Origin of the sequence: Streptomyces sp. NPDC059828, assembly GCF_042731955.1 — a bacterium.
Lineage (GTDB): Bacteria > Actinomycetota > Actinomycetes > Streptomycetales > Streptomycetaceae > Streptomyces.
On sequence record NZ_JBHWIW010000035.1, the window covers coordinates 1 to 21,987 of the forward strand.

Here is a 21,987-nt window from a genome sequence, read left to right on the forward strand (position 1 = left end):
GCCCTGAAGGGCGGGGCCCGCTTCGTGCGCGGTGCCGGGGATCACCAGCCCTCTACGGGCAGCTCCCACAGCCCGTAGATGACCGCGCCCTCCTTGCGCTCGATCTCCAGGAACGGCTTGGCCAGCTTCAGACCCGGGATCCGGTCGAACAGCCGGCCCCACACGATCTCGAGCTCAAGGCGGGCCAGGTCCGCCCCGATGCAGTGGTGCACCCCGTGGCCGAAGCCCAGGTGCTTGCGGCTGCCGCGGCTGATGATCAGCTTCTCCGGCTCGGGGAACACCTCAGGGTCGCGGTTGGCCGCGAGCCCCAGGCACAGGATGCCGTCGCCCTTCCGGATCACCTTGCCGCCGATCTCGATGTCCTCCAGGGCGACCCGGGGCACGGCCGTGTCCCCGATGGTCGCGATCCGGACGAGCTCCTCGACGGCCGGCTTGACCAGGGACCTGTCGTTCCTGAGCAGTTCGAGCTGGTCGGGGTTCTCCAGCAGGCAGGCGGTACCCAGCGAGATCTGGCTGGCGGTGGTCTCGTGGCCGCCGTTCATCAGCAGCCGGACCATGTTGAACAGATCGCGGTCGGTGTACTCCTCGCCCGACTCCTCGTAGTCCGCCATCGCCCGGCTCAGCAGGTCGTCCCCCGGCTCCCGCTTCTTGAGCTGGATCAGTTCCTCGACATACGCGTTGACCTCGACGATCGCGGCCTGGCGCTCCTCGGTGGAGCTGTGGCCGCCGAGCAGGGCCGTGCCGTGCTCGATGAAGAAGTCGTGCCGGTCCTGTGGGATGCCGAGCAGCTCGCAGATCACGGTCATCGGCACGGCCAGCGAGAACACCCGGTGCATGTCCACGGGTGGTTCCATCGCCAGCATCTTGTCGATGTGCTCGTCGACGATCTCCTCGATGCGCGGACGCAGCCGCTGCACCTGCCGGTTGGTGAAGGTCAGCGCGGCCTTGCGGCGGGTGGAGGAGTGCTCCTTGCCGTCGTAGCCGATGAACGAGGTCTCGGTGCGGTACTCAGGCGGGGCGATGAAGTAGAAGGGGAAGTTCGCGTGCTTGCGGGAGGCGCTGACCCGTGGGTCGGTGAGCAGCTTGCGGATCGTCTCGTAGCCGGTGATGGTCCATATCCGCAGCCCGGAGCCGGTCAGCGTGACCTGGGAGACGTCCTCCTCGACCATCTCCGTGTACTGCGGCGGCGGAGTGAACGGGCATCCGCGGGTGTACGGGAAGGTCGGGGACTGCTGTTCCGGGCCGGACTCGGCGGCGTGTGTGGTCACGGTGGGTCCTTCCTGAAAGGGCGGTGGGTCAGCGCAAGGGGCCGAAGAACGCGCGCATTTCGGCCATCAGCAGTTCGGGCTGTTCGAGTGCGGGAAAGTGCCCGCCGCGGTCATGGTCGGTGAAACGGCGCAGATCGGTGAAGCGCCCCTCGATCCACGGGCGCGGCATCCGCCCGTCCTTGGGGAAGTTGGAGACCGCCGCGGGGATCCCCACCGGCCCGAGCGCCACCTTGTTCTGGCTCTCCCAGTAGATCCGGGCCGACGAGGCGGCGGTGCCGGCCAGCCAGCCCACCGTGACGGCGTCGAGCAGCCGGTCGCGCGGGATGACCTTCTCCAGGTCGCCGTCGTGGTCGCTCCACGCCCAGTACTTCTCCGTCATCCAGGCCAGCTGGCCCGCCGGTGAGTCGGTCAGCCCGTAGCCGAGGGTCTGCGGGCGGGTGGTCTGGATGACCGAGTAGCCGCCCTCGTTCTGCTGGAACTCCTTCATCGCGGCGAGGCCCGCCATGTCCCGCTCGGAGAGCTCCGCGTGCTGCTCGGGCGGCCGGGCGAACGGCATCGTCAGATGGACACCGATGAGCCGGCGGGTGTCGGCGGGCCGAGCGGTGTCGCGTTCGCCCAGGATGGCCGTCACGAACGAGCCCCAGTCGACACCGTGCGCGGCGTAGCGCTCGTAGCCGAGCCGGGACATCAACTCGTCCCAGGCGGCGGCGATGTGCTCGGCGGTCCAGCCGGAGGATGCGGGACGGTCGCTGAATCCGTAGCCGGGCAGCGAGGGGCACACGACGTGGAAGGCGTCGGCCGGGTCCTCGGGATCGGTCAACGGGCCGATGAGGTCGAGGAACTCGACGACCGAGCCGGGCCAGCCGTGGCTGATCAGCAGGGGTACGGCGTTCTCGTGCCGGGAGCGTACGTGCAGGAAGTGGATGCCGAGCCCGTCGATCTCGGTGCGGTACTGGGGAAGGGCGTTCAGCCGGGCCTCGGTGGCCCGCCAGTCGTAGCGGTCCGCCCAGTACGCGCACAGCTCCTGCACGTACCCGAGCGGCGCGCCCTGCGACCAGTCGGACACCGTCTCCCGTTCCGGCCAGCGGGTGCGGGACAGCCGCAGCCGCAGGTCCTCGAGCTCGGACTCGGGGGTCTCGACACGGAAGGGAGTGATTCCGGTGCCGCTCACGACTGGTCACCGCCGACATCCATACCGCCGTCGATGGTGATGATCTGACCGGTCACCAGGTCGCTGGACGGGTCCGCGAGACGGGTGATCCAGGAGCTGACGTCCTCGGCCTCGGCCACCCGCCCGAGCGGGATGCCGTGCGCGACCCCGGCGAACAGCCCCTCCACCTGCTCCGGGCTCAGCCCGTTGGCCGCGTACGCGTCGGTGCGCACGAAGCCGGGTGCGACCGCGTTGACCCGGATGCCCTGACCGGACAGCTCCGCCGCCCAGCTCCTGGTGAAGCTGTGCAGCGCGGCCTTGCTCGCCGAGTAGACGGAGCTGCCGGGGCCCGGGTTGTGGCCGCCCCGGCTGGAGACCAGCACGATGCTGCCGCCGGGGGAGCGCAGCAGCGGCAGCAGCCGATGGGTGAGCACCAGCGGACCCAGGACGTTGATGTCGAAGACCTCACGGGCCACGGCCGCATCGAGCGCGGCGAGCGGGCTGAACCGGAACACCCCGGCGTTGTGCACCAGGACGTCCAGGCTGCCGCCCGCGACGGCCACCGCGTCCGCCACGGCATGCGCGCCCTCGTCGGTGGTGACGTCGGCGGCCACCGGGACCACGGCCGGGCTGAGGGCGGCGGTGGCGTCGAGGCGGTCCTTGCGGCGTCCGGTGACGATCACGGTCCGGGCACCGAGGCCCGCGAAGGCGAGGGCGGTCGCGCGGCCGATGCCGGTGCCGCCTCCGGTGATGACGACGGTGCGGCCGTCGAACGGCTGGTCGGTCATGACGGATTGCCTCTTTCCTCAGGATCCTCGGGGTGGTGGGGGCAGTGGGGGCACGGGTGCGCGGCGGTACGTGCGCCGGGGACACAGATGTGCGAAGTGTCGCCGCTGCCGCTCGGGCCGCCCTTGAGGGCCCGGCTTGAGGCGTTCTGTAGGGTCCGTCCCTACGGTGCCCCGCATGCTGATCACGCATCGTGCGAACGGGCAGCCCGAGCGGCAGCGGCCCGGTGGGCTGCCTGACGAGCGGCCCCGTGGACCGTTGAGCGGACTGCGGGTCATCGAGCTGGCCGGGATCGGCCCCGCCCCCTTCGCCTGCATGCTGCTCGCCGACATGGGCGCCGATGTCGTACGGATCGACCGCGCCGACGGACAGCGGTCGTTCGGCGACTGGCACCGGTATCTGGACCGGGGGCGGCGCTCGCTCGCCCTCGACCTCAAGCACCCCAGGGGCGCCGAGGCCGTGCTGCGGCTCGCGGAGCGCAGCGACGTGCTCGTGGAGGGCTTCCGACCGGGCGTCACCGAGCGCCTCGGGATCGGCCCCGAGCAGTGCGCGGAGCGCAATCCGGCGCTGGTGTACGCGCGGATGACGGGCTGGGGCCAGGACGGTCCGCTGGCGCAGGCCCCCGGCCATGACATCAACTACATCGCGCTGAGCGGTGCGCTGGACGCCATCGGACCCGCGGACGGCCCACCCGTGCCGCCCGTCAACCTGCTCGGCGATTTCGCGGGCGGGGCTCTGTATCTCGTCGCGGGGATACTCGCGGCCGTGCACGAGAGCCGGGGTTCGGGACGCGGTCAGGTGGTCGACACCGCGATCACCGACGGAACGGCATCCCTGCTCGGCATGCTGCTCGGCATGGCCGACGCGGGGGAGTGGGGGCACGGGCGCGGCGGCAACCTGCTGGACGGCGGGGCCCCGTACTACGGGGTCTACCGCTGCGCCGACGGGCGGTATGTGGCGGTGGGGGCGCTGGAGGAGCGTTTCTACCGGGCGCTCACCGACGGGCTGGGCTTCGGCGGGGCGGACGGTGAGCGGCTGCCCGATCGCACGGACCGGGCGAACTGGCCGGCGTTGCGAGCAGAGTTCGGGAAACGTTTCGCCACACGCGACCGGGACGCCTGGGCCGCCGTCTTCGACGGCACCGAGGCGTGCGTCAGCCCGGTCCTGACCGCGGCGGAGGCGGCGCGCCACCCCCATCACCGGGCCCGCGGCACCTACGTCCCGACCGCCGACGGCTCCCAGCCCGCCCCCGCGCCCCGCTTCGGCCGCACGCCCGCCACCCTGCCGCCGCCGGCGCCCCGCCCCGGCGCCGACAGCAGGCACGTACTCGCCGAGTGCGGCTGGTCCCCGGCAGAGGTCGAGCAGCTGCTGCGCACCGGCGCGGCCGCGGACGATCCCGAGGCCGGTCGCGGCACCGGGCGTCGACCACCGCTCCAGGTCTTCCCGAGCACCGCGCCGGACGGTGGGCCGACATAAGCCGCCGTGTGACGGGCATGGGCGGCGCGAGTGAGGAGGGGCGGGATGGCCGAGGAGAGCCTTCAGCTCTACGACACGACCCTGCGCGACGGCAGTCAGCAGGAGGGCATGGTCCTGACGGTCGATGAGAAGCTGGCCGTCGCCCGCCACCTGGACGTCCTCGGTGTGGGCTTCATCGAGGGCGGCTGGCCCGGCGCGGTGCCCAGGGACACCGAGTTCTTCCATCGGGCACAGACCGAACTCCATCTCAAGAACGCCCAGTTGGTGGCCTTCGGCGCCACCCGCAGGGCCGGTGTCCCGGTCTCCCTCGATCCACAGGTGCGCGCCCTGCTGTCGGCCGGCACGCCGGCGATCACTCTCGTCGGCAAGAGCCACACCGGGCATGTGCAACGCGCCCTGCGCACCACACTCGCCGAGAACCTCGCCATGATCGGCAGCACGGTGCGCCACCTCGTGCACGCCGGCCGGCGGGTCTTCCTCGACGCCGAGCACTACTTCGACGGATACCACCTCAACCGCGACTACGCCTTCGCCGTGGTGCGCACCGCCGCCGAGGCCGGGGCGGAGGCCGTGGTGCTGTGCGACACCAACGGCGGCTGCCTGCCCGACGAGGTCGCCGAGATCGTGGCCGAGACCATCGCGATGACGGGTGTCGCCGTCGGCATCCACTGCCATGACGACACCGGCTGCGCCGTCGCCAACACCATGGCCGCCGTGGACGCCGGAGCCATGCACATCCAGGGCACCGCGCACGGCTACGGCGAACGCTGCGGGAACGCCAACCTGTTCACCGTCATCGGCAACCTCGTCCTGAAGAAGCAGCACAAGGCGGTGGACCCGGAACTGCTCGCGGGGATGACCGCCACCAGCAACGCCATCACCGAACTCACCGGCATACCGTCCCGCCCGTCCGCCCCCTACGTCGGCGCGTCCGCCTTCACCCACAAGGCGGGCCTGCACGCATCCGCCCTGCGCATCGACCCCGACCTGTACCAGCACATCGACCCGGCCGGTGTCGGCAACGCCATGCGCACCCTGGTCTCCGACATGGGCGGCCGGTCATCCGTCGAACTCAAGGCGCGCGAACTCGGCTACGACGTGGCCGCGGGCTCCGACGAAGTGGCCCGCGCCGCCGCCCGTATCAAGGAAATGGAGAGCGACGGCTACAGCTTCGAATCCGCCGACGCCTCCTTCGAACTGCTGCTGCGCGAGGAACTGGCGGGCGGGCCCGTCGAGCCGCCGTTCCAGGTCGACTCCTGGCAGGTGTCCGTAGCCCGCGAGGGCGACCACGAGGTACGCACCGAGGCCGCGGTACGGCTGCGGATCGACGGCGTCCCGCTGGCCGCCACCGGGTACGGCAACGGCCCGGTCAACGCCCTGGACCGGGCCCTGCACCAGGCACTCGACCCGTTCTTCCCGCAGCTCGCCCGACTGGAGCTGGTGGACTACCGGGTACGGGTGCTGACCGGCGAGACCGGCAGCGGCGCCCGGGCCCGCGTCCTGATCTCGTACCGCGACGGCGAACGCCGCTGGGGCACCGTCGGGGTGGACCAGAACACGGTCACGGCGAGCTGGCGCGCCCTGCTCGACGCCGTCCACTACGTGCTCCTCGATGACGTACGCCCCGGTGGTGGAGCAGTGCCGCTCGCCGCCGCCTGGGCGGGCTGACAACCTCGAACTCCGGGAGTAGCTGTGCGCGTGGAAGACATCTACATACGGGGGACGTCCGTACGGCTCCCCGGCGTGGCGTCCGTCGCCGACGCCGTCGCACAAGGCGCCTGCCCACCCAAGGTGGCCTCGTCCACCGGCATGGTGTCCGTGGCGTACTCGCCCGACGAGTCCGCCGCCGAGATGGCCGCCGCGGCGGCCCGTACGGCGGTGGAACGCGCCGGCTGCGCCCCCGAGGACATCGACCTGCTGCTGCACGCCGACACCTACCACCAGGGCCAGGACCTGTGGCCGGTCGCCTCGTACATCCAACGGGAGGCACTCGGCAACACCTGCCCGGCCCTGGAGATCCGGCAGATGTCCAACGGGGGCCTGGCCGCGATCGACCTGGCCACCGCCTACCTCAGCGCGGGCCACGGCAGTTGCGAGGCCCTGCTGACCACCGCCGACCGATTCTGCGAACCGGGAATCGACCGCTGGCGCACCGACCCCGGCACCCCCTACGCGGACGGGGCCACCGCCCTGGTGCTCTCCCGCCGCGGCGGCTTCGGGCGGCTGCTGTCGCTCGCCCTGCTCGCCGACCCCGACCTCGAACCCCTGCACCGGGGCGACGAGCCCTTCACCCGTGCTCCGTTCGGCCACCGCATTCCCGTGGACTTCGACGAGGCCAAGCGGGCCTTCATCGGCCGGGTCGGTATGTCGTACGCCATCACCCGTGCCCACAACGGCCAGCAGACGGTCATCAAGCAGGCGCTCGCCGACGCAGGCATGGAGCTGGCCGACGCACGCTGGGTGATCCTGCCCCACTTCGGCCGGCGCAGGCTCCAGTCCATCTACTACCAGCCGTTCGGCATCGACCCCGACCGCACCACCTGGGACTGGAGCCGCACCGTCGGACACCTCGGCGCGGGCGACCAGTTCGCCAGCCTGGACCACCTCGTGGTGTCCGGGCGGGCCAGGCCCGGCGACCGCTGTGTCCTGATCAGCGTCGGCGCCGGATACAGCTGGGGCTGCGCCGTCCTGGAGATCACCGGACAGCCCGCCTGGGCGGCCTGAGTACCGCAGACCACGCCGACCACCGCTGACCCACGATCCACTCCCGCTCGAGCCCGCTTCGAGCCCCCCTCTGTCACTCTGAACCGGCCGCTCTCACGGCCGCACTGAAGGGAAGGTACGCCGTGGCGACCGTTACGCCCGACACGTCGGCACCGCACGTCACCGAGCACTCCGTCACCGTCTCCGCCCCCGTCTCCACCGTCTACGACCTGATCGCGGACGTCTCGGCCTGGCCGCAGGTCTTCGGCCCCACGGTCCATGTCGAGGTCATCGAGGAGGCACCCGAGAGCGGCGGCGAGCAGCTGCTGCGGATCTGGGCCATCGCCAACGAGCAGGTCCGCACCTGGACCTCGCGGCGGGTGCTCGACCCCGAGGCCCGCAGCATCACCTTCCAGCAGGTCGTCCCGGCCGCCCCGGTGGCCTCCATGGGCGGCGCCTGGCGCCTCGAGCCCGTGGACGACGGCACCACGCGCGTGGTGCTGCTGCACGACTACCGCGCCGTCGGCGACGACCCCGCCGCCGAGGAGCTGATCGAGCAGGCCGTCGACCGCAACAGCCGCTCCGAGCTCGCCGCGCTCAAGAACGTCGCCGAGCTGGGCGCGGCGCGCGACGAACTGCACTTCACCTTCTCCGACTCGGAATCCGTCGCGGGCGCAGCCGGCGATGTCTACGCCTTCCTGGACCGGGCCGACCTGTGGCCCGAGAGGCTGCCGCACGTGGCACGCCTCGACCTCACCGAGGACGAGCCGGGTATCCAGCACATGGACATGGACACCCGCAGCCTCGACGGCTCCCTGCACAACACCACCTCCGTGCGGGTCTGCTTCGAGGACCGCCAGATGATCGTCTACAAGCAGCTCCGGGTGCCCGTGGCCATGAGCGGCCACACCGGCCGCTGGGTGATCGAGTCCCTCGGAGACGGCACGGTGAAGGCCACCTCCTGGCACACCGTGACCCTCGACCCCGAGGGCGTACGCAGCGCGCTCGGCCCAGAGGCCACCCTCGCCGAGGCCCGTGCGCTGGTCCGCAAGGCACTCGGCACCAACAGCTCCACCACCCTGCGCCACGCCAAGCAGTTCGCGGAGGACACGCGTGCCGGAACGTGATCCGAACGGACCGGTCACCGTCATCAACCGGTTCGATGTCAAGGGCGACGTCGCGGAGTTCGAGCGGGAGTTCCGGCGCCACGCGCAGTTCCTGCGGCGCCGTCCCGGCTTCGACTTCCTGGTGACCGTCCAACTGGTCGACCGGCCGCGGGTGTACGTACACCTCGGCCACTGGCGCAGGCTGAGCGGCTTCCTGGACACCGTGCACGACGACACCTTCGTCGCGCACGTCCAGCGGCTCGGCCCGCTGGTGCACACCGAGGCCGACCAGGCCCTCAGCGTCGGGCGGACGCTGAAGGAGAACGCGGCCGTGGGCGACGCCGCCGTGGTCCTCATCTCCGCCCATGTGCACCACGACCCGGCCGGGTTCGAGAAGCGGTACGCCGCGCTCGGCGAGGCCTGCGCGGCGATCGGCGGGTTCGGCGGCAGCGACCTGCTCCGCTCGACGGTCCGGCCGCTGTCCTACACGGGGGTCCACTGGTGGCGGGGGGGGGGCCCCCCCGGGGGGGCCCGGCCCTCTCCTGACTGTGCTCGATCCTACAATGGACATCGTCTAAGTACCGCCACTGACTGTTAGGCTGATACGTATGAGTGACCTGTTGGAACGACTGCGCGGACGCGGTTGGCGTATGACCGCGCAGCGGCGCGTCGTGGCCGAGGTCCTCGACGGTGAGCACGTCCATCTGACCGCCGACGAGGTGCACGCGCGCGCTGTCGACCGGCTTCCCGAGATCTCGCGGGCGACCGTGTACAACACGCTGGGTGAGCTCGTCTCGCTCGGCGAGGTCCTCGAGGTGTCCACGGACCGGCGGGCCAAACGCTACGACCCGAACGCGCACCACCCGCACCAGCACCTGGTCTGCTCGCGGTGCGGCACGATCCGCGACGTCCACCCGACGGACAACCCGCTCACCGCTCTCCCCGACACGGAGCGCTTCGGCTTCACCATTTCCGACGTCGAGGTCACCTACCGCGGCCTCTGCCCGAACTGCGCCGCGGCGTAGCACCGCCAGTCCCCGCCCGCCCGGCTCCCGCCCCCGTCCGGACGCCCTGGACAGGGCGAGCAGGCAACCACATGCGCCGGAACACACCGAAGACCCAGAAGCAGATGCTTCTGGGCCTTCGGTCTATCAGTAGCGGGGACAGGATTTGAACCTGCGACCTCTGGGTTATGAGCCCAGCGAGCTACCGAGCTGCTCCACCCCGCGTCGGTGAACCCAACAGTACGGGATACCGACGACCAGCGCAAAATCCCTTTCACCCGGCCCCGAGCCCGCCCCTCAGGCCGTCAGCTCCTGACGCAGGGCGTCCCGCAGCCGGGCGGCCCGCTCGGCGACCTCAGCAGGGCCCAGCGCCACCGCCCGGCCGCACCAGTGCTGTGCCTCCACCAGCTCACCGCGCCGCGCACAGAGCAGCGCCAACCGCAGTGCAGCCCGCCCGTGGCCGGCGTCGGCGGCGCGCTGCCACCACAGCGCAGCCTCCTGCTCCTCGCCCTCACGGGCGAGCAGCAGCCCGAGGTTGAACGCCCCGTTCCGGCTACCCGAGTCGGCCGCCTCCCGGTACCACCGCACCGCGTCGGACAGGTCACCCCGGGCGGCGGCCAGCATGCCGACCCGCACCTGCGCCCGCCGGTGCCCTTGCTCGGCGGCCCGCTCGTACCACTCCTCGCACTCGGTCTTCTCGGCGACCGGCTCCCCGAGCACCGGCGCGCCGGGCGGCGGCTGGCGCGCGTCGAGTACGGTCGCGAGCCGGAACGCGGCCTCCGGACTACCGCTGCCCGCCGCGCAGCGCAGATAGCGCTCCGCCTCACCGTGCTCACCGTCGCGCAGCCGGGCCATCCCCACCTGGAGCGCCGCCTCGGTGTGCCCGGCCGCTGCCGCGCGTTCGTACCAGCACAGGGCGGTGCGGTCGTCGTCCCGCCCGGCGTACAGGATGCCGAGGTTGAAGGCGGCGTCCACGCTGCCCGCTTCCGCGGCCTTGGAGAACCACGGCTCAGCACCCGTCGGGTCGCCCGCCTGGAGGAGCAGGACCGCGAGCGCGTTGGCCGCCTCACGGTGCCCGGCGTACGCCGCGCGCCGGTACCACTGCTCTGCCTGGGACGTGCGGTCCTGGGCCGCGCAGAGCAGACCCAGGTTGTACGCGCCGTTGACGTCGCCCGCGTCCATCGCGGCGCGGTACCAGCGTTCGGCGGTCTGCTGCTCACCCCGTGCAGCGTGCAGTGCACCGAGCGCATTGGCAGCGTTGCCATCGCCGTCCTTGGCGGCCCGCAGCCACCACACGGCGGCGCTGTCCTCGTCGCCCGCGTCCCGCAGCAGGAACCCCAGCGCACAGGCGGCGCGGGGCTCTCCGTCCTTGGCGGAGGTGAGGTACCAGCGTCCGGCCTCCTTCAGCTCGCCCCGCCGCTCGAGGATGGCCCCGAGCTGGAGTGCCGCTCGCCGGTGTCCGCGCGCGGCGGCCTGGCGGTGCCACTGCTCGGCTTCACGCCAGAGCTCTTCGGCGGTGCGGCCCCCGGCCGGGGACTCGTCCGCCGGAGCGGTGTCACCGGAGGCACCACGGTCAGGATCCCGGGGCTCGCAGCCCGCGGCGGCGAACCGTGTGCCGGTGCTGCCGCCCACGGACACCATCGCGTCGTCTCCGTCCCCGTATCGCGGGTGGTCCTGTGCCGTGCCGAGGACCAGTCCCGCAGCCGCCGGCCCGTCGCCTGCCCGGACCGCGACACGGGCGCAGCGCTCGAGCGCGCATGCCAGCCGGTACGCCGCCTCACGGTGCCCCTGCTCGGCCGCCGCGCGCAGCCAGCGCTCCGCGCCCGGTTCGCTGCGGTGTTCCAGCAGATCGGCGAGGGCGTAGGCGCCGAGGGCGTGGCCCTGCTCGGCGGACTGGCGCAGCCAGTACTCGGCCGCGGGGTCGTCGCCGCGCTCGCGGTAGTGCCGGCCCAGCGCATGTGCGGCGGCGGCGGAACCCGCGACGGCGGCGATACGCCACCAGCCCGCCGCCTCGTCCGGGTATCCGCGCTGATGGAGCAACACACCCAGGTTGTTCGCGGCAGCGCGGTCCCCCTCGGCGGTCGCTGCCCGTAGCTGCGGCTCGGCAGCATCGAGGTCGCCGCGGCGCAGCAGCATGGCTCCGAGGACGCTCATGGAGGCGATGTCCCCGGCCTCTGCGGCACGGCGATGCCGGGCCTCGGTCTCCGCCTCGGCCGCCTCGGCCGCCTCGACGGTGTCACCCGCGTCTGCCGCGTCTTCGGCATCGGCGGCGTCTGCCGTGTCTGCGGCGTCAAGACTGACGAGCGAGGCGGGGTCGGCGGGTGCGGCGGGCCCGGCCTGGTCAGGGTGCGTGGGGGCGTCAAATATCGCGGCAAGCCGAAGAGCGCTCCCTGCCACCACAGCATCGACTCCGACCGCTGCCATCGCGGTCCCGGTATGCCCCTGCGCAAACCGCCCTGTTCCCAACAGAGTTGCCCTGTCCCCCATAAATCCCATCGTCGCACCACCCGCAACCCGCGTACACCTGGTATATCGCAGCCAGTGAGGTCACTTCAGCGTTTTGTCGACATGCCCACAGAGAGACAAGTCAAACACGTCGCACCCCAACTCGGGCCCCTCGGCACGCGCTTCTCCCCCCGCGTGTTTCCTACACGCGCCAACTCGCATGAAAAGGCAGGAACATGCATGCATGAAGAAGGCCCGGATCCTGATGGATCCGGGCCCTCGACTTCAGTAGCGGGGACAGGATTTGAACCTGCGACCTCTGGGTTATGAGCCCAGCGAGCTACCGAGCTGCTCCACCCCGCGCCGTTGTGCGACTACCGTACCACGCCGCGTGGTGTGCCCTGGTCGGCGGCCGTGCGGGGCCTTCGACCCCCGACCAGGGCATGGTGCCGGTGTCCGTTCAGCCCCGCTAAGGAGCCTGTGACGGGGCTGCCGAAGGCGCTGTGGAAGCAGCTGGCGGGGGTGCTGACGACGCGGGCGGTGACTGCGGCGGCTGCGCCCCGGACGACTGGGCCGCGGCAGCGCGCTCCAGCGCCGACTGAAGGTCCGCCTGGGCGCGGCCGTACGCCGTCCAGTCGTTCTTCTTGAGCGCCGCCTGGCCCTCCTCGTACGCCTTCTGGGCGTCCGCGATGGCCTGCTTCAGCGCCGCGTCACCGGTGGCCGGCGGCTTGGTCGTGTCGCCGGGCGGCGGCGGAGTCGTCGGCGGCTGCTCGACGCCGCCTTCGACGCCGAACACGGCGTTGAGCGCCTCCGCCAGGCTGTCCTTGAAGACGGGCTTCCCCCCGTACGAAACCGCGACCTTCTTCAGCAGCGGGTAGTTCGCGCTGCCGCCGCGTGCGTAGACCGGCTCGATGTAGAGGAAGCCGCCGTCCAGCGGGACCGTCAGCAGATTGCCGTACTCGATGTCCGAGTCCGTGCCTCTGAGGTCGCGCACGAACGTGGCGACCTCCGGTACGCCGTTCAGCTCGGACTGGACCTGCTGAGGGCCCTGCACGGTCGAGGTGACTCTCAACAGCCTTATCGACCCGTACTTGTCACTCGTCGCATCCGCGTCCACCGCCATGAACGCACCCAGGTTGGGCCGTCCGCTCGGAGTGAAGGTCGTGGTGAGCGAGAACTTCTGGTCCGTTTCCCCGGGCATCTTGAGGCTCAGGTAGTACGGGGGGACCGTCCGGGCGTTCTTGTTGGTCGGGTCGTCCGGCACCTGCCAGGCGTCGCTGCCGCTGTAGAACTGGTCGGGGTCGGTCACGTGGTACCGGGTCAGCAGCTCGCGCTGGACCTTGAACATGTCCTGCGGATAGCGCAGATGGGCCTTGAGCGCCGGGGCGATGTCGCTCTTCGGCTTCACCGTGTCCGGGAAGGCCTTCATCCAGGTCTTGAGGACCGGGTCCTCGGTGTCCCACTGGTAGAGGTCGACGGTGCCGTCGTACGCGTCGACGGTCGCCTTCACCGAGTTGCGGATGTAGTTGACCTGGTTCTGCTGCGCGACCACGGCCCGCTGGCTGTCGGTCAAGGAGTCGGCCGTGGTGTCGCCCAGCGTCGTACGCGAGGCATAGGGGTAGCCGTTGGTGGTGGTGTAGGCGTCGACGATCCACTTGATGCGGCCGTCGACCACCGCCGGATAGGCGTCGCCGTCGATGGTGAGCCAGGGAGCCACCGCCTCGACGCGCTCCTTGGGCGTGCGGTTGTACAGGATCCTCGAACCCTCGCCGATCGCTCCCGAGTAGAGGATCTGCGGCTCACTGAACGCCACGGCGTACGCGGCGCGGTTGAACGCGTTGGAGAGGTCGACCCCGCTCTTGCCCTTGTAGCTGGTGGTCGCCTCACCCTCGCCCTTGCGCTCGTAGTCGAGCTCCTTCTGCGGGCCGCCGACGATCGAGTACTGCGCGGTCTTCTCGCCGTAGTAGATCCGCTGCTCGTACGTCCCGAACTGGCCGGTCGTGGGCAGTCCGGACTCGGTGAAGTCGGGCGAGCCGACCGTCCCCTGGTCCTCGTTGGTGATCGTGTTGGTGCCCTTGGCCGCGATCGCGCCGTAACCATGGGTGTAGGTGAAGTGGTCGTTGATCCAGTTGTGCTTCGGAATGCCCTGGACGTTGAGCTCGCGCAGACCGATCACCGTGTCCTGCGGCTTGCCGTCCGTACCCCGGTACCGGTCGACATCCAGCGTGGCCGGGAACTGGTAGTACTTACGCTCCTGCTGGAGCTGCTGGAAGGCCGGCGAGACGACATTGGAGTCGACGAGCCGGTAGCTGGCGGCGGTCGCCGCCTGCTCCCGCTGCTGCGCCTTGCGCTTGGGGTCGCCCTTGCCTGCGTAGTCCTCGGCCTTGGTCCGGTCGATGCCGTACGCCTTGCGCGTGGCCTCGATGTTCTTCTGGATGTACGCGGCTTCCTTGGCCTGCTCGTTCGGCTGGACCTGGAACTTCTGGACGATCGCCGGGTAGAGGCCACCGATCAGGATCGCCGACAGCACCATGAGCCCGAAGCCGATCACGGGGAGCTGCCAGGTGCGGCGCCACAAGGTCGCGAAGAACAGCGCGGCGCAGATCACGGCGATGCAGAAGAGGATCGTCTTCGCCGGAAGATAGGCGTTGGCGTCGACGTAGCGCAGCCCCGTCCAGTTGCCGGCCGCCTTGAAGTCACTGGACTTGACCGCCAGACCGTACCGGTCGAGCCAGTACGCGACGGCCTTCAGCGCGACGAAGAACCCGATCAGCACCGACAGATGACCAGTGGCCGCCGCGGTGGCCCGCGCACCGGGGCTGGTGATGCGCAGCCCGCCGTACAGGTAGTGGGTGAGGGCGGCGGCGATCACCGAGAGCACGGCCGCGGCGAAGCCGAAACCGAGCAGGAAGCGGTACCACGGCAGATCGAACGCGAAGAAGGACACGTCGAGCCCGAACTGCGGGTCCTTCTGCCCGAACGGGACGCCGTTGACCCACATCAGCCAGGTGCGCCACTGCGTGGAGGCGGAGGCTCCGGCGATCAGCCCGACCAGCGCGGTGATCGCGAGCAGCACCCACTTCCTGTAGGGAGCGATCCCCATCCGGTACCGGTCGAGGCTCTGCTGCTCCAGCGACATCGCGCTGAGCGGCGGGCGCAGGCGATAGGCCAGCCAGATGTTCGCTCCGACCGCCACGGCCATCAGCAGACCGAAGACCGCGAAGAGACCGACCTTGGTCCAGAGGGTGGTCGTGAACACGGACGAGTACTTCACCGAGCGGTACCAGAGCCAGTCGGTCCAGAACCCGGAGAACATGACAAAGGCCATGGCCAGCACGGCCAGCACGCCGAGTGTCATCAGCAGGGTGCGGACGCGCCGGGACGGCCGACCGACTCTGATCCGTGGCCCGCTTGGGCCTCCGCCGCGGTCCGGCATCTGGAAAGCCAACGTGCGCCCCTCGAAGTTCGCGGTTGTGTGAAACGTACAAGCATATCCGCGTGGCGCGGATGTACCTCGGGCCCTGGCGATCGTAGAGCCCACTCATGGAACTTACTGAGGCTTTACCTAGTTCCCGACGGCGGGGGCGGAGGAGGCAGGATATTGGCCATGTCCAACGTTTCCTCTTCATCGTCCCCCTCATCTCCTGACGATCAGCCGTCCCGGGCGGCCACCCCGCTGGCCGGGAACCCCCTGACCCGGGCGGTGCTCGAGATCGACGAGTACGCGTCCGGCCTCGGCTGGGACCAGCCCGCGCGGCTGTTCGCGCTGGTCGACACCGCCAAACTGCGCACCCAGGAACCGGGTCTCGCCGACCAGCTCGGGCTGGCCGAAGGCGAGACGTCCGGTGCGCTCACCCCGGTCGAGCAGGACGAGATCCCGCCCGGGACCCCGCTGGACGAGTTCCTCGGGACGATCGCCTGGCCCGGCGCCGTCGCGGGCTGCGCGCTGACGGTGGAGCGGCTGATGCTGCCGCCGTCGGCGGAGGCGTCCGTACCGAAGGGCCTCGACGAGGCCGGCCTGACCGCCTGGGTGGCCGCGCATCCGGACCGCCAGGAGGTACGGATGACTGTGGCGGTGCTCCGCAACGGCGCGCGGGAGTCGGCGCTGCGGCTGCGCGAGAAGGACTCGCCGAGGGAGGTCGTCACCGGCGCGGACCTGGTGCCGGGGTTGGCCGAGGCCCTGTCGGCGACGTTCGAGGCATAACTGCGCCACGGGGGACGGCGGGGGATGGCGCCGGGGGTGCGCTCCGCGTGGGCGCACCCGCTGCCCTGCCGAACCCGCTGGTCTCCTGGCCCGGCGGACGGCCGCCGCTTACGGGCGGTCAGCCCTTCGAGCAGCTCGGCAGGCTCTTGGTGTCCCCGCTGCGGATCTTCTCCAGGGACTTCACGGCGTCGCCGATGGCCTTGACCTTGACCAGGGTGAGCCCGGCCGGGATGTCGGAAGCCGCGGCGGCGCAGTTGGCTTCGGGCGTCAGGAAGTACTCGGCGCCCGCGTCCCGTGCGCCGACCAGCTTCATCTCGATCCCGCCGATCGGGCCGACCGTCCCCTTCTCGTCGATCGTGCCGGTGCCCGCGACGAACTTGCCGCCGGTCAGATCCTCCGGAGTGAGCTTGTCGACAATGCCGAGGGAGAACATCAGCCCCGCGCTGGGGCCGCCCACGTCGGCGAGCTTGATGTCGATGGTGAAGGGGAAGGTGTGGTCGGTTCCCGCAGTGATACCGACGACTGCCCGGTCGCCTTCATCGGACTTCACCGTGTTCACCGGCACGTCCTGGGTGGCCGACGGCTCCTTGCCCGCCTTCTCCGCAGCCGCCGCCTCCTTCGCGGGCACGATCGTGAAGACGGTCTTCTGCCCGGGGCGGTGCTTGGTGACTGCTTTGGCCACCTCGTCCGGTGCCTTGACCGCCGCACCGTCCACGGCCCTGATCACATCCCCCGCGTGCAGGGTGCCCTCAGCCGGGCTTCCCTTGCGGATGGATGAGACCACCACCCGGGTGCTCACCGGAACACCCAGCTGCTTCAGTGCCGCGACCTTGGCGCTCTCCTGGGACTGGCTGAACTCCTCGGCGTTCTCCTGGTTGGACTGCTCCTCGGTCTTGCCGTCCGGGTAGAGGGTGTCGTGCGGCACCACCACGTTGTCGTGGGCCAGCCAGCCGTAGATGACTTCAGCGAGGTTCATCCGGTAGGCCGCGCCGGTGACCCTGACCGTCGTCATGTTGAGGTTGCCGGAGGTGGGGTAGCTCTTGCGCCCGGAGATCTGCAGCACTGGCTCGCCGCCCGCCTCGCCCAGCGTGTTCACCGTCGGGCCGGGCGTCATCTCGGCGTAGGGCGGTGCCAGGTACACGCCGACGCAGAGCAGCACGATGAGGACGAGGGTGGAGGCGAGCATCGTCGCTGTGCGGCGTGGCATGGAACGACAGTACGGGACTGGTCCGCCAGTGCACTCGCCGGGCCAGTCCGTACGGGCGCGAGAAGCCGGCACGCGCCCCCCTGCGAGGGCACGCGCCGGCCAAAGCCTCTGAGCGACGTCAGCGCGGGAACATCAGGCAGCGTCCGAACCGGAATGGGACTTCTCCATCGCGTTCCGGAACCGCGCATAACCGTCCAGCTCGGCGATGTCCCCGGTGGCTCGGCTGCGCGAGGCCCAGCTTCCCCAGATCGCCGCACCGACGGCGGCGAAGAGCGGAATCAGCAACCAGGCAAGTGCCGCCATTCCTACCTCCCGACCCTTGGGCTGGAACAACCACTGCTACAGCTAGCCGATCAGCAGATTAACCATCCGTCTGTTCAACGCTGGTGGCAGGGTGACAGTTACGCAAATCGGTTTCCCTGCCCGGCGACCGGGTTGCCGCCAGTCCTTCCACGGGTACCCGTGACGCACACCTGCACGCGCCCTAAAGAGGTGCCTAAGGGTGCATATAACGCACCAGCACCCACCCAGGGGCGCTACGCGCCCACCCGCCCTCCCGTCGCCCGGCCACCACCCCTCGAACGGGGGCGCTACGCGCCCACCCGCCCTCCCGTCGCCCGGCCACCACCCCTCGAACGGGGGCGCTACGCGCCCACCCATTCCTCCGTCCCGTCCGAGAAGCTCTGGTGCTTCCAGATGGGGACCTCGTGCTTCAGGTCGTCGATCAGCTTCCGGCAGGCTTCGAACGCCTCGCCGCGGTGCGGGCACGAGACGGCGACCACGACGGCGAGGTCACCGACCTCGAGATCACCCACTCGGTGGATGGCCGCCAGAGCCCGGACCGGATACTCGGCGACGATCTTCTCCGCGATACGCCGCATCTCCACCTCGGCCGTGGGATGGCACGAATAGCCCAGCGCATCGACATCGGCGCCGCCGTCGTGATTGCGCACGGTGCCCACGAAAAGCGCTGTACCGCCTGCCGCGGCGTCGCCGACCGCGCGGAAGACCTCGTCCACGGAGAGCGGGGACTCGCGGATCTCCAGCAGCCGGATCGGATCCGCTGCCGCCTGCTCGCCGGGGTGATCGCTCATGTGTGCCATGACTCCATCGTGCCGCACCGCCCCGACCTCCCGGAACCGCGCTTTCGCCCGGGCGCGGACGGCGGCTTTTGGAGTCTCCTACAGTCCGCGCCGCTTACGTGCCCGCCGTACCAGGGCGGCCGTACCCAGCAGCGCGACGGTCGCACCCGCCGCACCCGCCGCCGCCGTCGCATCCTTGCGGCCCAGGCGGCGACCCGCGACGGTGTGCTGGCCCTCGACCTCTTGCAGCAACGCGGCGAGCACCTCCTCGTTGGTCCACTCGGGCCGCCATCCGGCGTCGTGCAGTCTGCCCACGCTGACCACCCAGGGGTGCATCGTGTACGCGAGGTCCCCCGCGGGGGACGGAGTGAGGCCGATCCGGTGCAGCCGGGCCGCCGCGCCGAGCGCGACCGCGGACGGCAGCTCCATCCGGCGGATGCCGCTGAGCTCCTCGACCTCCTCCTGCTCGAGCCAGCCGTCGCAGCCGACCGCGAACTCGCCGTCGACCTTCTCCAGGGCCGCGTACTCCAGGGCGCTCACCAGGTCCTCGACATGGCAGAACTGCCAGGTCGGCCGGGATCCGGCGACGACGAGCAGCCGCGGTGACTCGAAGTAGCGGGTGAGGGCCGTGTCCGTGCCGCCCACCAGCACCGCGGGCCTGACCACCGTGACGTTCAGTCCGGGGTGGGCACGCGGAGCACGGCGGCCCAGGCGCTCGATCTCCAGCAGGTCGCCGACCCCGGTGGCCTCGGCCGTCGCCCGCAGCTCGGCGTCCTCGGACAGCGGGATGTCGTTGTCGGGCAGAGCCCCGTAGACCATCGCCGAGGTGCACAAAACGACCCGGTGGACACCCGCGGCAGCGGCGGCGGTGAGCACGGTCTGCGTACCGCGCACGTTGTACGCGGAACGGGCCGCGGGGTCCGTCTCCAGATCCAGATCGAGCGCCAGGTGCACGACGACGTCGGCGCCGCGCAGCTTCTCGGCGATCGCCGGGTCCCGGACGTCGAGGATGTGCCAGTGGGCCTCCGGGATCTCACCGCGCCGCTCGTCGATGGCGATGACCTGCTTGATCTCGTCGGATGCGACGAGGCGCCTCGCCAGCAGGTCGCCGATACCCGAAGCGGCGCCGGTCACCGCGACCACGGGGCCGCGCCCCGCGGCGGGGCTGAGGGGGTTTCGCGCTGCGCGAACCTGCGGATCTGCTGCACGAACCTGCGGATCTGGGGAACTCACCAGGCGTCTCCAGCGGTTGTCTTCAGTACGTGCGCGAAAGCCGCGCACGCACCAGGTGGCGTCCATCCTGCCGCAGGCCGCGGGTCGGCGGAGCACCCAGCCCTCGTCCGGTCCGGATCAGCCACGGTCAGGTCCGGAACCGCCGTGGTCTTACGAGAGCAGTCGGCCGATGACGCCACCGCGGCCAGGCGGGCCACGCTTAGGCTGGTGGTGTAGTCGGGCAGCCGCCGCCGGCAGAAGCCGACGGCCCTACGAGCCGAGGAAACCTGTGAGTGACTCTCCATTCGGATTCGGCCTTCCGCCGGAGGAGCCGGAGAACGGCGACGAGGGCAAGAAGAAGGACCCCGCTGGAGGTGGGCAGGGTTCCGGTGGCGGCCAAGGCGGCCCGGCCAACCCCTTCGGGTTCGGGTTCCCGGGAGCGGGTGCCGGAGGGCCTGGCGGAGCGGACAATCCGTTTGCCGCGATGTTCGGCTCGCTGAACCCCAACGACCTCGGCGCGGCCTTCCAGCAGCTCGGCCAGATGTTGAGCTACGAGGGCGGCCCGGTGAACTGGGACATGGCCAAGCAGATCGCCCGCCAGACGGTCTCCCAGGGCACCCAGGACGGCACCAAGGACGCGAGCGTGGGCCCGGCCGAGCGATCGGCGGTCGAGGAGGCCATGCGGCTCGCCGACCTGTGGCTCGACGGATCGACGTCGCTGCCGTCCGGTGCCACGAGCGCCGTGGCGTGGAGCCGCGCGGAGTGGGTCGAGGCGACGCTGCCCGCGTGGCAGCAGCTCGTCGACCCGGTGGCCGAGCGCGTCGGTACCGCCATGGGCGATGTGCTCCCCGATGAGATGCAGGCGATGGCGGGTCCCCTGATCGGCATGATGCGCTCCATGGGCGGCGCCATGTTCGGCCAGCAGATCGGGCAGGCCATCGGCGTGCTGGCGGGAGAGGTCGTGGGTTCGACGGACATCGGGCTGCCGCTCGGTCCCGCGGGCAAGGCCGCGCTGCTCCCGCTGAACGTGGAAGCGTTCGGCAAGGACCTGGGGGTCTCCAAGGACGAGATCCGGCTCTATCTGGCCCTGCGCGAGGCCGCTCACCAGCGGCTTTTCGCCCACGTGCCGTGGCTGCGTTCACATCTGTTCGGCGCGGTCGAGGGCTATGCGCGGGGCATCAAGGTCGACACGACCAAGCTGGAGGACGTGGTCGGGCAGTTCGACCCGACGCATCCCGAGCAGTTGCAGGAGGCGCTCCAGCAGGGGATGTTCCAGCCCGAGGACACCCCGGAGCAGAAGGCGGCCCTGGCCCGGCTGGAGACGGCGCTGGCGCTGGTCGAGGGCTGGGTGGACGCCGTGGTGCACGACGCCGCCAAGAACCGGCTGACCTCGGCGGACGCCCTTCGCGAGACCCTGCGACGGCGGCGCGCCTCCGGCGGTCCGGCCGAGCAGACCTTCGCGACGCTCATCGGTCTCGAACTGAGGCCTCGGCGGCTGCGGGACGCCTCACGGCTGTGGGCGTCGCTGACCGACGCACGCGGGCTGGACGGGCGCGACGGTCTGTGGGAGCACCCGGACATGCTGCCGACGGCTTCCGACCTCGATGACCCCGACGGCTTCGTCCACCATGAGCAGCTCGACTTCTCCGAGTGGGACAAGATGCTCGGCGAGGCCGCAGAGGGCCGCCGCGAAGGCAATGGCGACAGCGACAGCGGTAAGGACGACACCGACAAGTGAGCCTGTACGACGACGCCGTACGCGTACTGAAGGACTACCCACACAGCGGGGACAGCGCCGATCGGGGCACCGGCCAGGAGTCCCTGTGCCAGGAGTACCTCGACCATCTGACCGGGCACCCGGACGGGATGTGGAAGGCCTGCGGGGCGGGACACCTGACGGCCAGTGCGCTGGTGGTCGACCCGTACCGCGGCCGGGTGCTGCTGACCCTGCACAAGAAGCTGGGCATGTGGCTCCAGATGGGGGGCCACTGCGAGCCGGGCGACGCCACCCTCGAGGAAGCGGCACTGCGTGAGGCGGCCGAGGAGTCGGGTATCCCCGGTCTTGAGCTGCTGTCCGGCGGTCCGGTGCGGCTGGACCGGCATCCGATTCCCGCGCCCTGTCACTGGCACTTCGACGTGCAGTACGCCGCCGTGGCACAGCCGGACGCCGTAGCGGCGATCAGCGACGAGTCACTGGACCTGCGCTGGTTCGGGTACGACGAGGTGGCGGGTGTCGCCGACGAGTCGGTCGTACGGCTGCTGGAGCACACCCGGGCCAGGCTGTAGACACTGCCCGGGAGGGGCGAGCGGCCTCGGGATTCCTCCCAAGGCTGCTGCCCACCCC

The 21,987-nt window shown here is 70.8% G+C and carries 18 protein-coding genes and 2 tRNA genes; 9 read left to right on the top strand and 11 right to left on the bottom strand.

All coding sequences use genetic code 11. The features are described 5' to 3' along the window. Positions 1-41 precede the first annotated feature (41 nt). Genes ACFV6V_RS20925 through ACFV6V_RS20935 form a run of 3 tightly spaced genes read right to left on the bottom strand, consistent with a single transcriptional unit; the run spans position 42 to position 3,206 of the window. Positions 42-1,268, bottom strand: coding sequence for a cytochrome P450 (locus ACFV6V_RS20925; RefSeq protein WP_385567039.1), 1,227 nt, complete (start codon positions 1,266-1,268; stop codon positions 42-44). A 28-nt stretch (positions 1,269-1,296) separates the two neighbouring features. Continuing rightward, entirely contained in the window at positions 1,297-2,439 is a 1,143-nt protein-coding gene (locus tag ACFV6V_RS20930; RefSeq protein WP_385567042.1) for an epoxide hydrolase family protein, read from the bottom strand. Further along, on the bottom strand, positions 2,436-3,206 hold the full coding sequence (locus tag ACFV6V_RS20935; RefSeq protein ID WP_385567044.1) for an SDR family NAD(P)-dependent oxidoreductase: 771 nt from the start codon (positions 3,204-3,206) through the stop codon (positions 2,436-2,438). Before ACFV6V_RS20935 ends, ACFV6V_RS20930 begins: the two co-directional genes overlap by 4 nt. A gap of 175 nt (positions 3,207-3,381) precedes the next feature. Here ACFV6V_RS20935 and ACFV6V_RS20940 point away from each other — a divergent pair, with 175 nt between their 5' ends. From ACFV6V_RS20940 to ACFV6V_RS20965, 6 genes are all read left to right on the top strand, one after another. Next, positions 3,382-4,680 (top strand): CaiB/BaiF CoA transferase family protein, encoded by a 1,299-nt coding sequence (locus ACFV6V_RS20940; protein WP_385567046.1) that lies wholly within the window; start codon positions 3,382-3,384, stop codon positions 4,678-4,680. A gap of 45 nt (positions 4,681-4,725) precedes the next feature. Beyond that, complete coding sequence (gene cimA, locus ACFV6V_RS20945; protein WP_385567048.1) at positions 4,726-6,348, top strand: citramalate synthase; 1,623 nt, start codon at positions 4,726-4,728, stop codon at positions 6,346-6,348. Between the two features lie 24 nt (positions 6,349-6,372). Beyond that, a complete protein-coding gene (locus ACFV6V_RS20950; protein WP_385567051.1) occupies positions 6,373-7,404 on the top strand; it encodes a ketoacyl-ACP synthase III family protein in 1,032 nt (343 codons plus the stop codon). Positions 7,405-7,526: 122 nt separating this feature from the next. After that, on the top strand, positions 7,527-8,510 hold the full coding sequence (locus ACFV6V_RS20955) for an aromatase/cyclase (protein ID WP_385567054.1): 984 nt from the start codon (positions 7,527-7,529) through the stop codon (positions 8,508-8,510). Beyond that, positions 8,497-9,087, top strand: a complete 591-nt coding sequence (locus ACFV6V_RS20960) for an antibiotic biosynthesis monooxygenase family protein (RefSeq protein ID WP_385567056.1) — start codon at positions 8,497-8,499, stop codon at positions 9,085-9,087. Before ACFV6V_RS20955 ends, ACFV6V_RS20960 begins: the two co-directional genes overlap by 14 nt. A 10-nt stretch (positions 9,088-9,097) precedes the next feature. Further along, entirely contained in the window at positions 9,098-9,514 is a 417-nt protein-coding gene (locus ACFV6V_RS20965) for a Fur family transcriptional regulator (RefSeq protein WP_385567058.1), read from the top strand. Between the two features lie 130 nt (positions 9,515-9,644). Here the strand turns inward: ACFV6V_RS20965 and ACFV6V_RS20970 are convergent. The 4 genes from ACFV6V_RS20970 to ACFV6V_RS20985 all read right to left on the bottom strand — a co-directional run bounded on the left by ACFV6V_RS20970 (position 9,645) and on the right by ACFV6V_RS20985 (position 15,374). Further along, positions 9,645-9,718 (bottom strand) — tRNA-Met (locus ACFV6V_RS20970). 72 nt (positions 9,719-9,790) lie between these two features. Next, positions 9,791-11,989 carry a tetratricopeptide repeat protein gene (locus ACFV6V_RS20975; protein ID WP_385567060.1) on the bottom strand — a complete coding sequence of 733 codons (2,199 nt, stop codon included), beginning with the start codon at positions 11,987-11,989 and terminating at the stop codon, positions 9,791-9,793. 238 nt (positions 11,990-12,227) lie between these two features. Continuing rightward, a tRNA-Met gene (locus ACFV6V_RS20980) sits at positions 12,228-12,301 on the bottom strand. A gap of 106 nt (positions 12,302-12,407) precedes the next feature. Then, positions 12,408-15,374 (bottom strand): UPF0182 family protein, encoded by a 2,967-nt coding sequence (locus ACFV6V_RS20985; RefSeq protein WP_385567183.1) that lies wholly within the window; start codon positions 15,372-15,374, stop codon positions 12,408-12,410. 171 nt (positions 15,375-15,545) lie between these two features. On the opposite strand from ACFV6V_RS20985, the gene ACFV6V_RS20990 reads away from it, so the two are divergent. Then, positions 15,546-16,142, top strand: coding sequence for a PPA1309 family protein (locus ACFV6V_RS20990; protein WP_385567063.1), 597 nt, complete (start codon positions 15,546-15,548; stop codon positions 16,140-16,142). A 118-nt stretch (positions 16,143-16,260) separates the two neighbouring features. On the opposite strand, the gene ACFV6V_RS20995 is transcribed toward ACFV6V_RS20990, so the two are convergent. The 4 genes from ACFV6V_RS20995 to ACFV6V_RS21010 form a co-directional block, all read right to left on the bottom strand. After that, on the bottom strand, positions 16,261-17,349 hold the full coding sequence (locus ACFV6V_RS20995) for a PDZ domain-containing protein (RefSeq protein WP_385567066.1): 1,089 nt from the start codon (positions 17,347-17,349) through the stop codon (positions 16,261-16,263). A 132-nt stretch (positions 17,350-17,481) separates the two neighbouring features. Then, entirely contained in the window at positions 17,482-17,652 is a 171-nt protein-coding gene (locus ACFV6V_RS21000; protein ID WP_361278963.1) for a hypothetical protein, read from the bottom strand. Positions 17,653-17,993: 341 nt separating this feature from the next. Then, a complete protein-coding gene (locus ACFV6V_RS21005) occupies positions 17,994-18,452 on the bottom strand; it encodes a molybdenum cofactor biosynthesis protein MoaE (protein WP_385567069.1) in 459 nt (152 codons plus the stop codon). Between the two features lie 78 nt (positions 18,453-18,530). Further along, positions 18,531-19,664, bottom strand: coding sequence for an SDR family oxidoreductase (locus ACFV6V_RS21010; protein WP_385567071.1), 1,134 nt, complete (start codon positions 19,662-19,664; stop codon positions 18,531-18,533). A 268-nt stretch (positions 19,665-19,932) separates the two neighbouring features. On the opposite strand from ACFV6V_RS21010, the gene ACFV6V_RS21015 reads away from it, so the two are divergent. Together ACFV6V_RS21015 and ACFV6V_RS21020 are read left to right on the top strand one after the other, a co-directional pair. After that, on the top strand, positions 19,933-21,381 hold the full coding sequence (locus ACFV6V_RS21015; RefSeq protein ID WP_385567074.1) for a zinc-dependent metalloprotease: 1,449 nt from the start codon (positions 19,933-19,935) through the stop codon (positions 21,379-21,381). Continuing rightward, positions 21,378-21,929: an NUDIX hydrolase gene (locus ACFV6V_RS21020; RefSeq protein ID WP_385567076.1), complete on the top strand. Its 552-nt coding sequence runs from the start codon at positions 21,378-21,380 to the stop codon at positions 21,927-21,929. Before ACFV6V_RS21015 ends, ACFV6V_RS21020 begins: the two co-directional genes overlap by 4 nt. Positions 21,930-21,987: the final 58 nt, after the last annotated feature.

Coding starts and splice junctions, on each gene's coding strand:
- ACFV6V_RS20935 (WP_385567044.1), bottom strand. CDS start 3,206: ATGACCGACCAGCCGTTCGACGGCCGCACCGTCGTCATCACCGGAGGC.
- ACFV6V_RS20940 (WP_385567046.1), top strand. CDS start 3,382: ATGCTGATCACGCATCGTGCGAACGGGCAGCCCGAGCGGCAGCGGCCC.
- cimA (WP_385567048.1), top strand. CDS start 4,726: ATGGCCGAGGAGAGCCTTCAGCTCTACGACACGACCCTGCGCGACGGC.
- ACFV6V_RS20965 (WP_385567058.1), top strand. CDS start 9,098: ATGAGTGACCTGTTGGAACGACTGCGCGGACGCGGTTGGCGTATGACC.
- ACFV6V_RS20975 (WP_385567060.1), bottom strand. CDS start 11,989: ATGGGATTTATGGGGGACAGGGCAACTCTGTTGGGAACAGGGCGGTTT.
- ACFV6V_RS20985 (WP_385567183.1), bottom strand. CDS start 15,374: ATGCCGGACCGCGGCGGAGGCCCAAGCGGGCCACGGATCAGAGTCGGT.
- ACFV6V_RS20990 (WP_385567063.1), top strand. CDS start 15,546: ATGTCCAACGTTTCCTCTTCATCGTCCCCCTCATCTCCTGACGATCAG.
- ACFV6V_RS20995 (WP_385567066.1), bottom strand. CDS start 17,349: ATGCCACGCCGCACAGCGACGATGCTCGCCTCCACCCTCGTCCTCATC.
- ACFV6V_RS21000 (WP_361278963.1), bottom strand. CDS start 17,652: ATGGCGGCACTTGCCTGGTTGCTGATTCCGCTCTTCGCCGCCGTCGGT.
- ACFV6V_RS21005 (WP_385567069.1), bottom strand. CDS start 18,452: ATGGCACACATGAGCGATCACCCCGGCGAGCAGGCGGCAGCGGATCCG.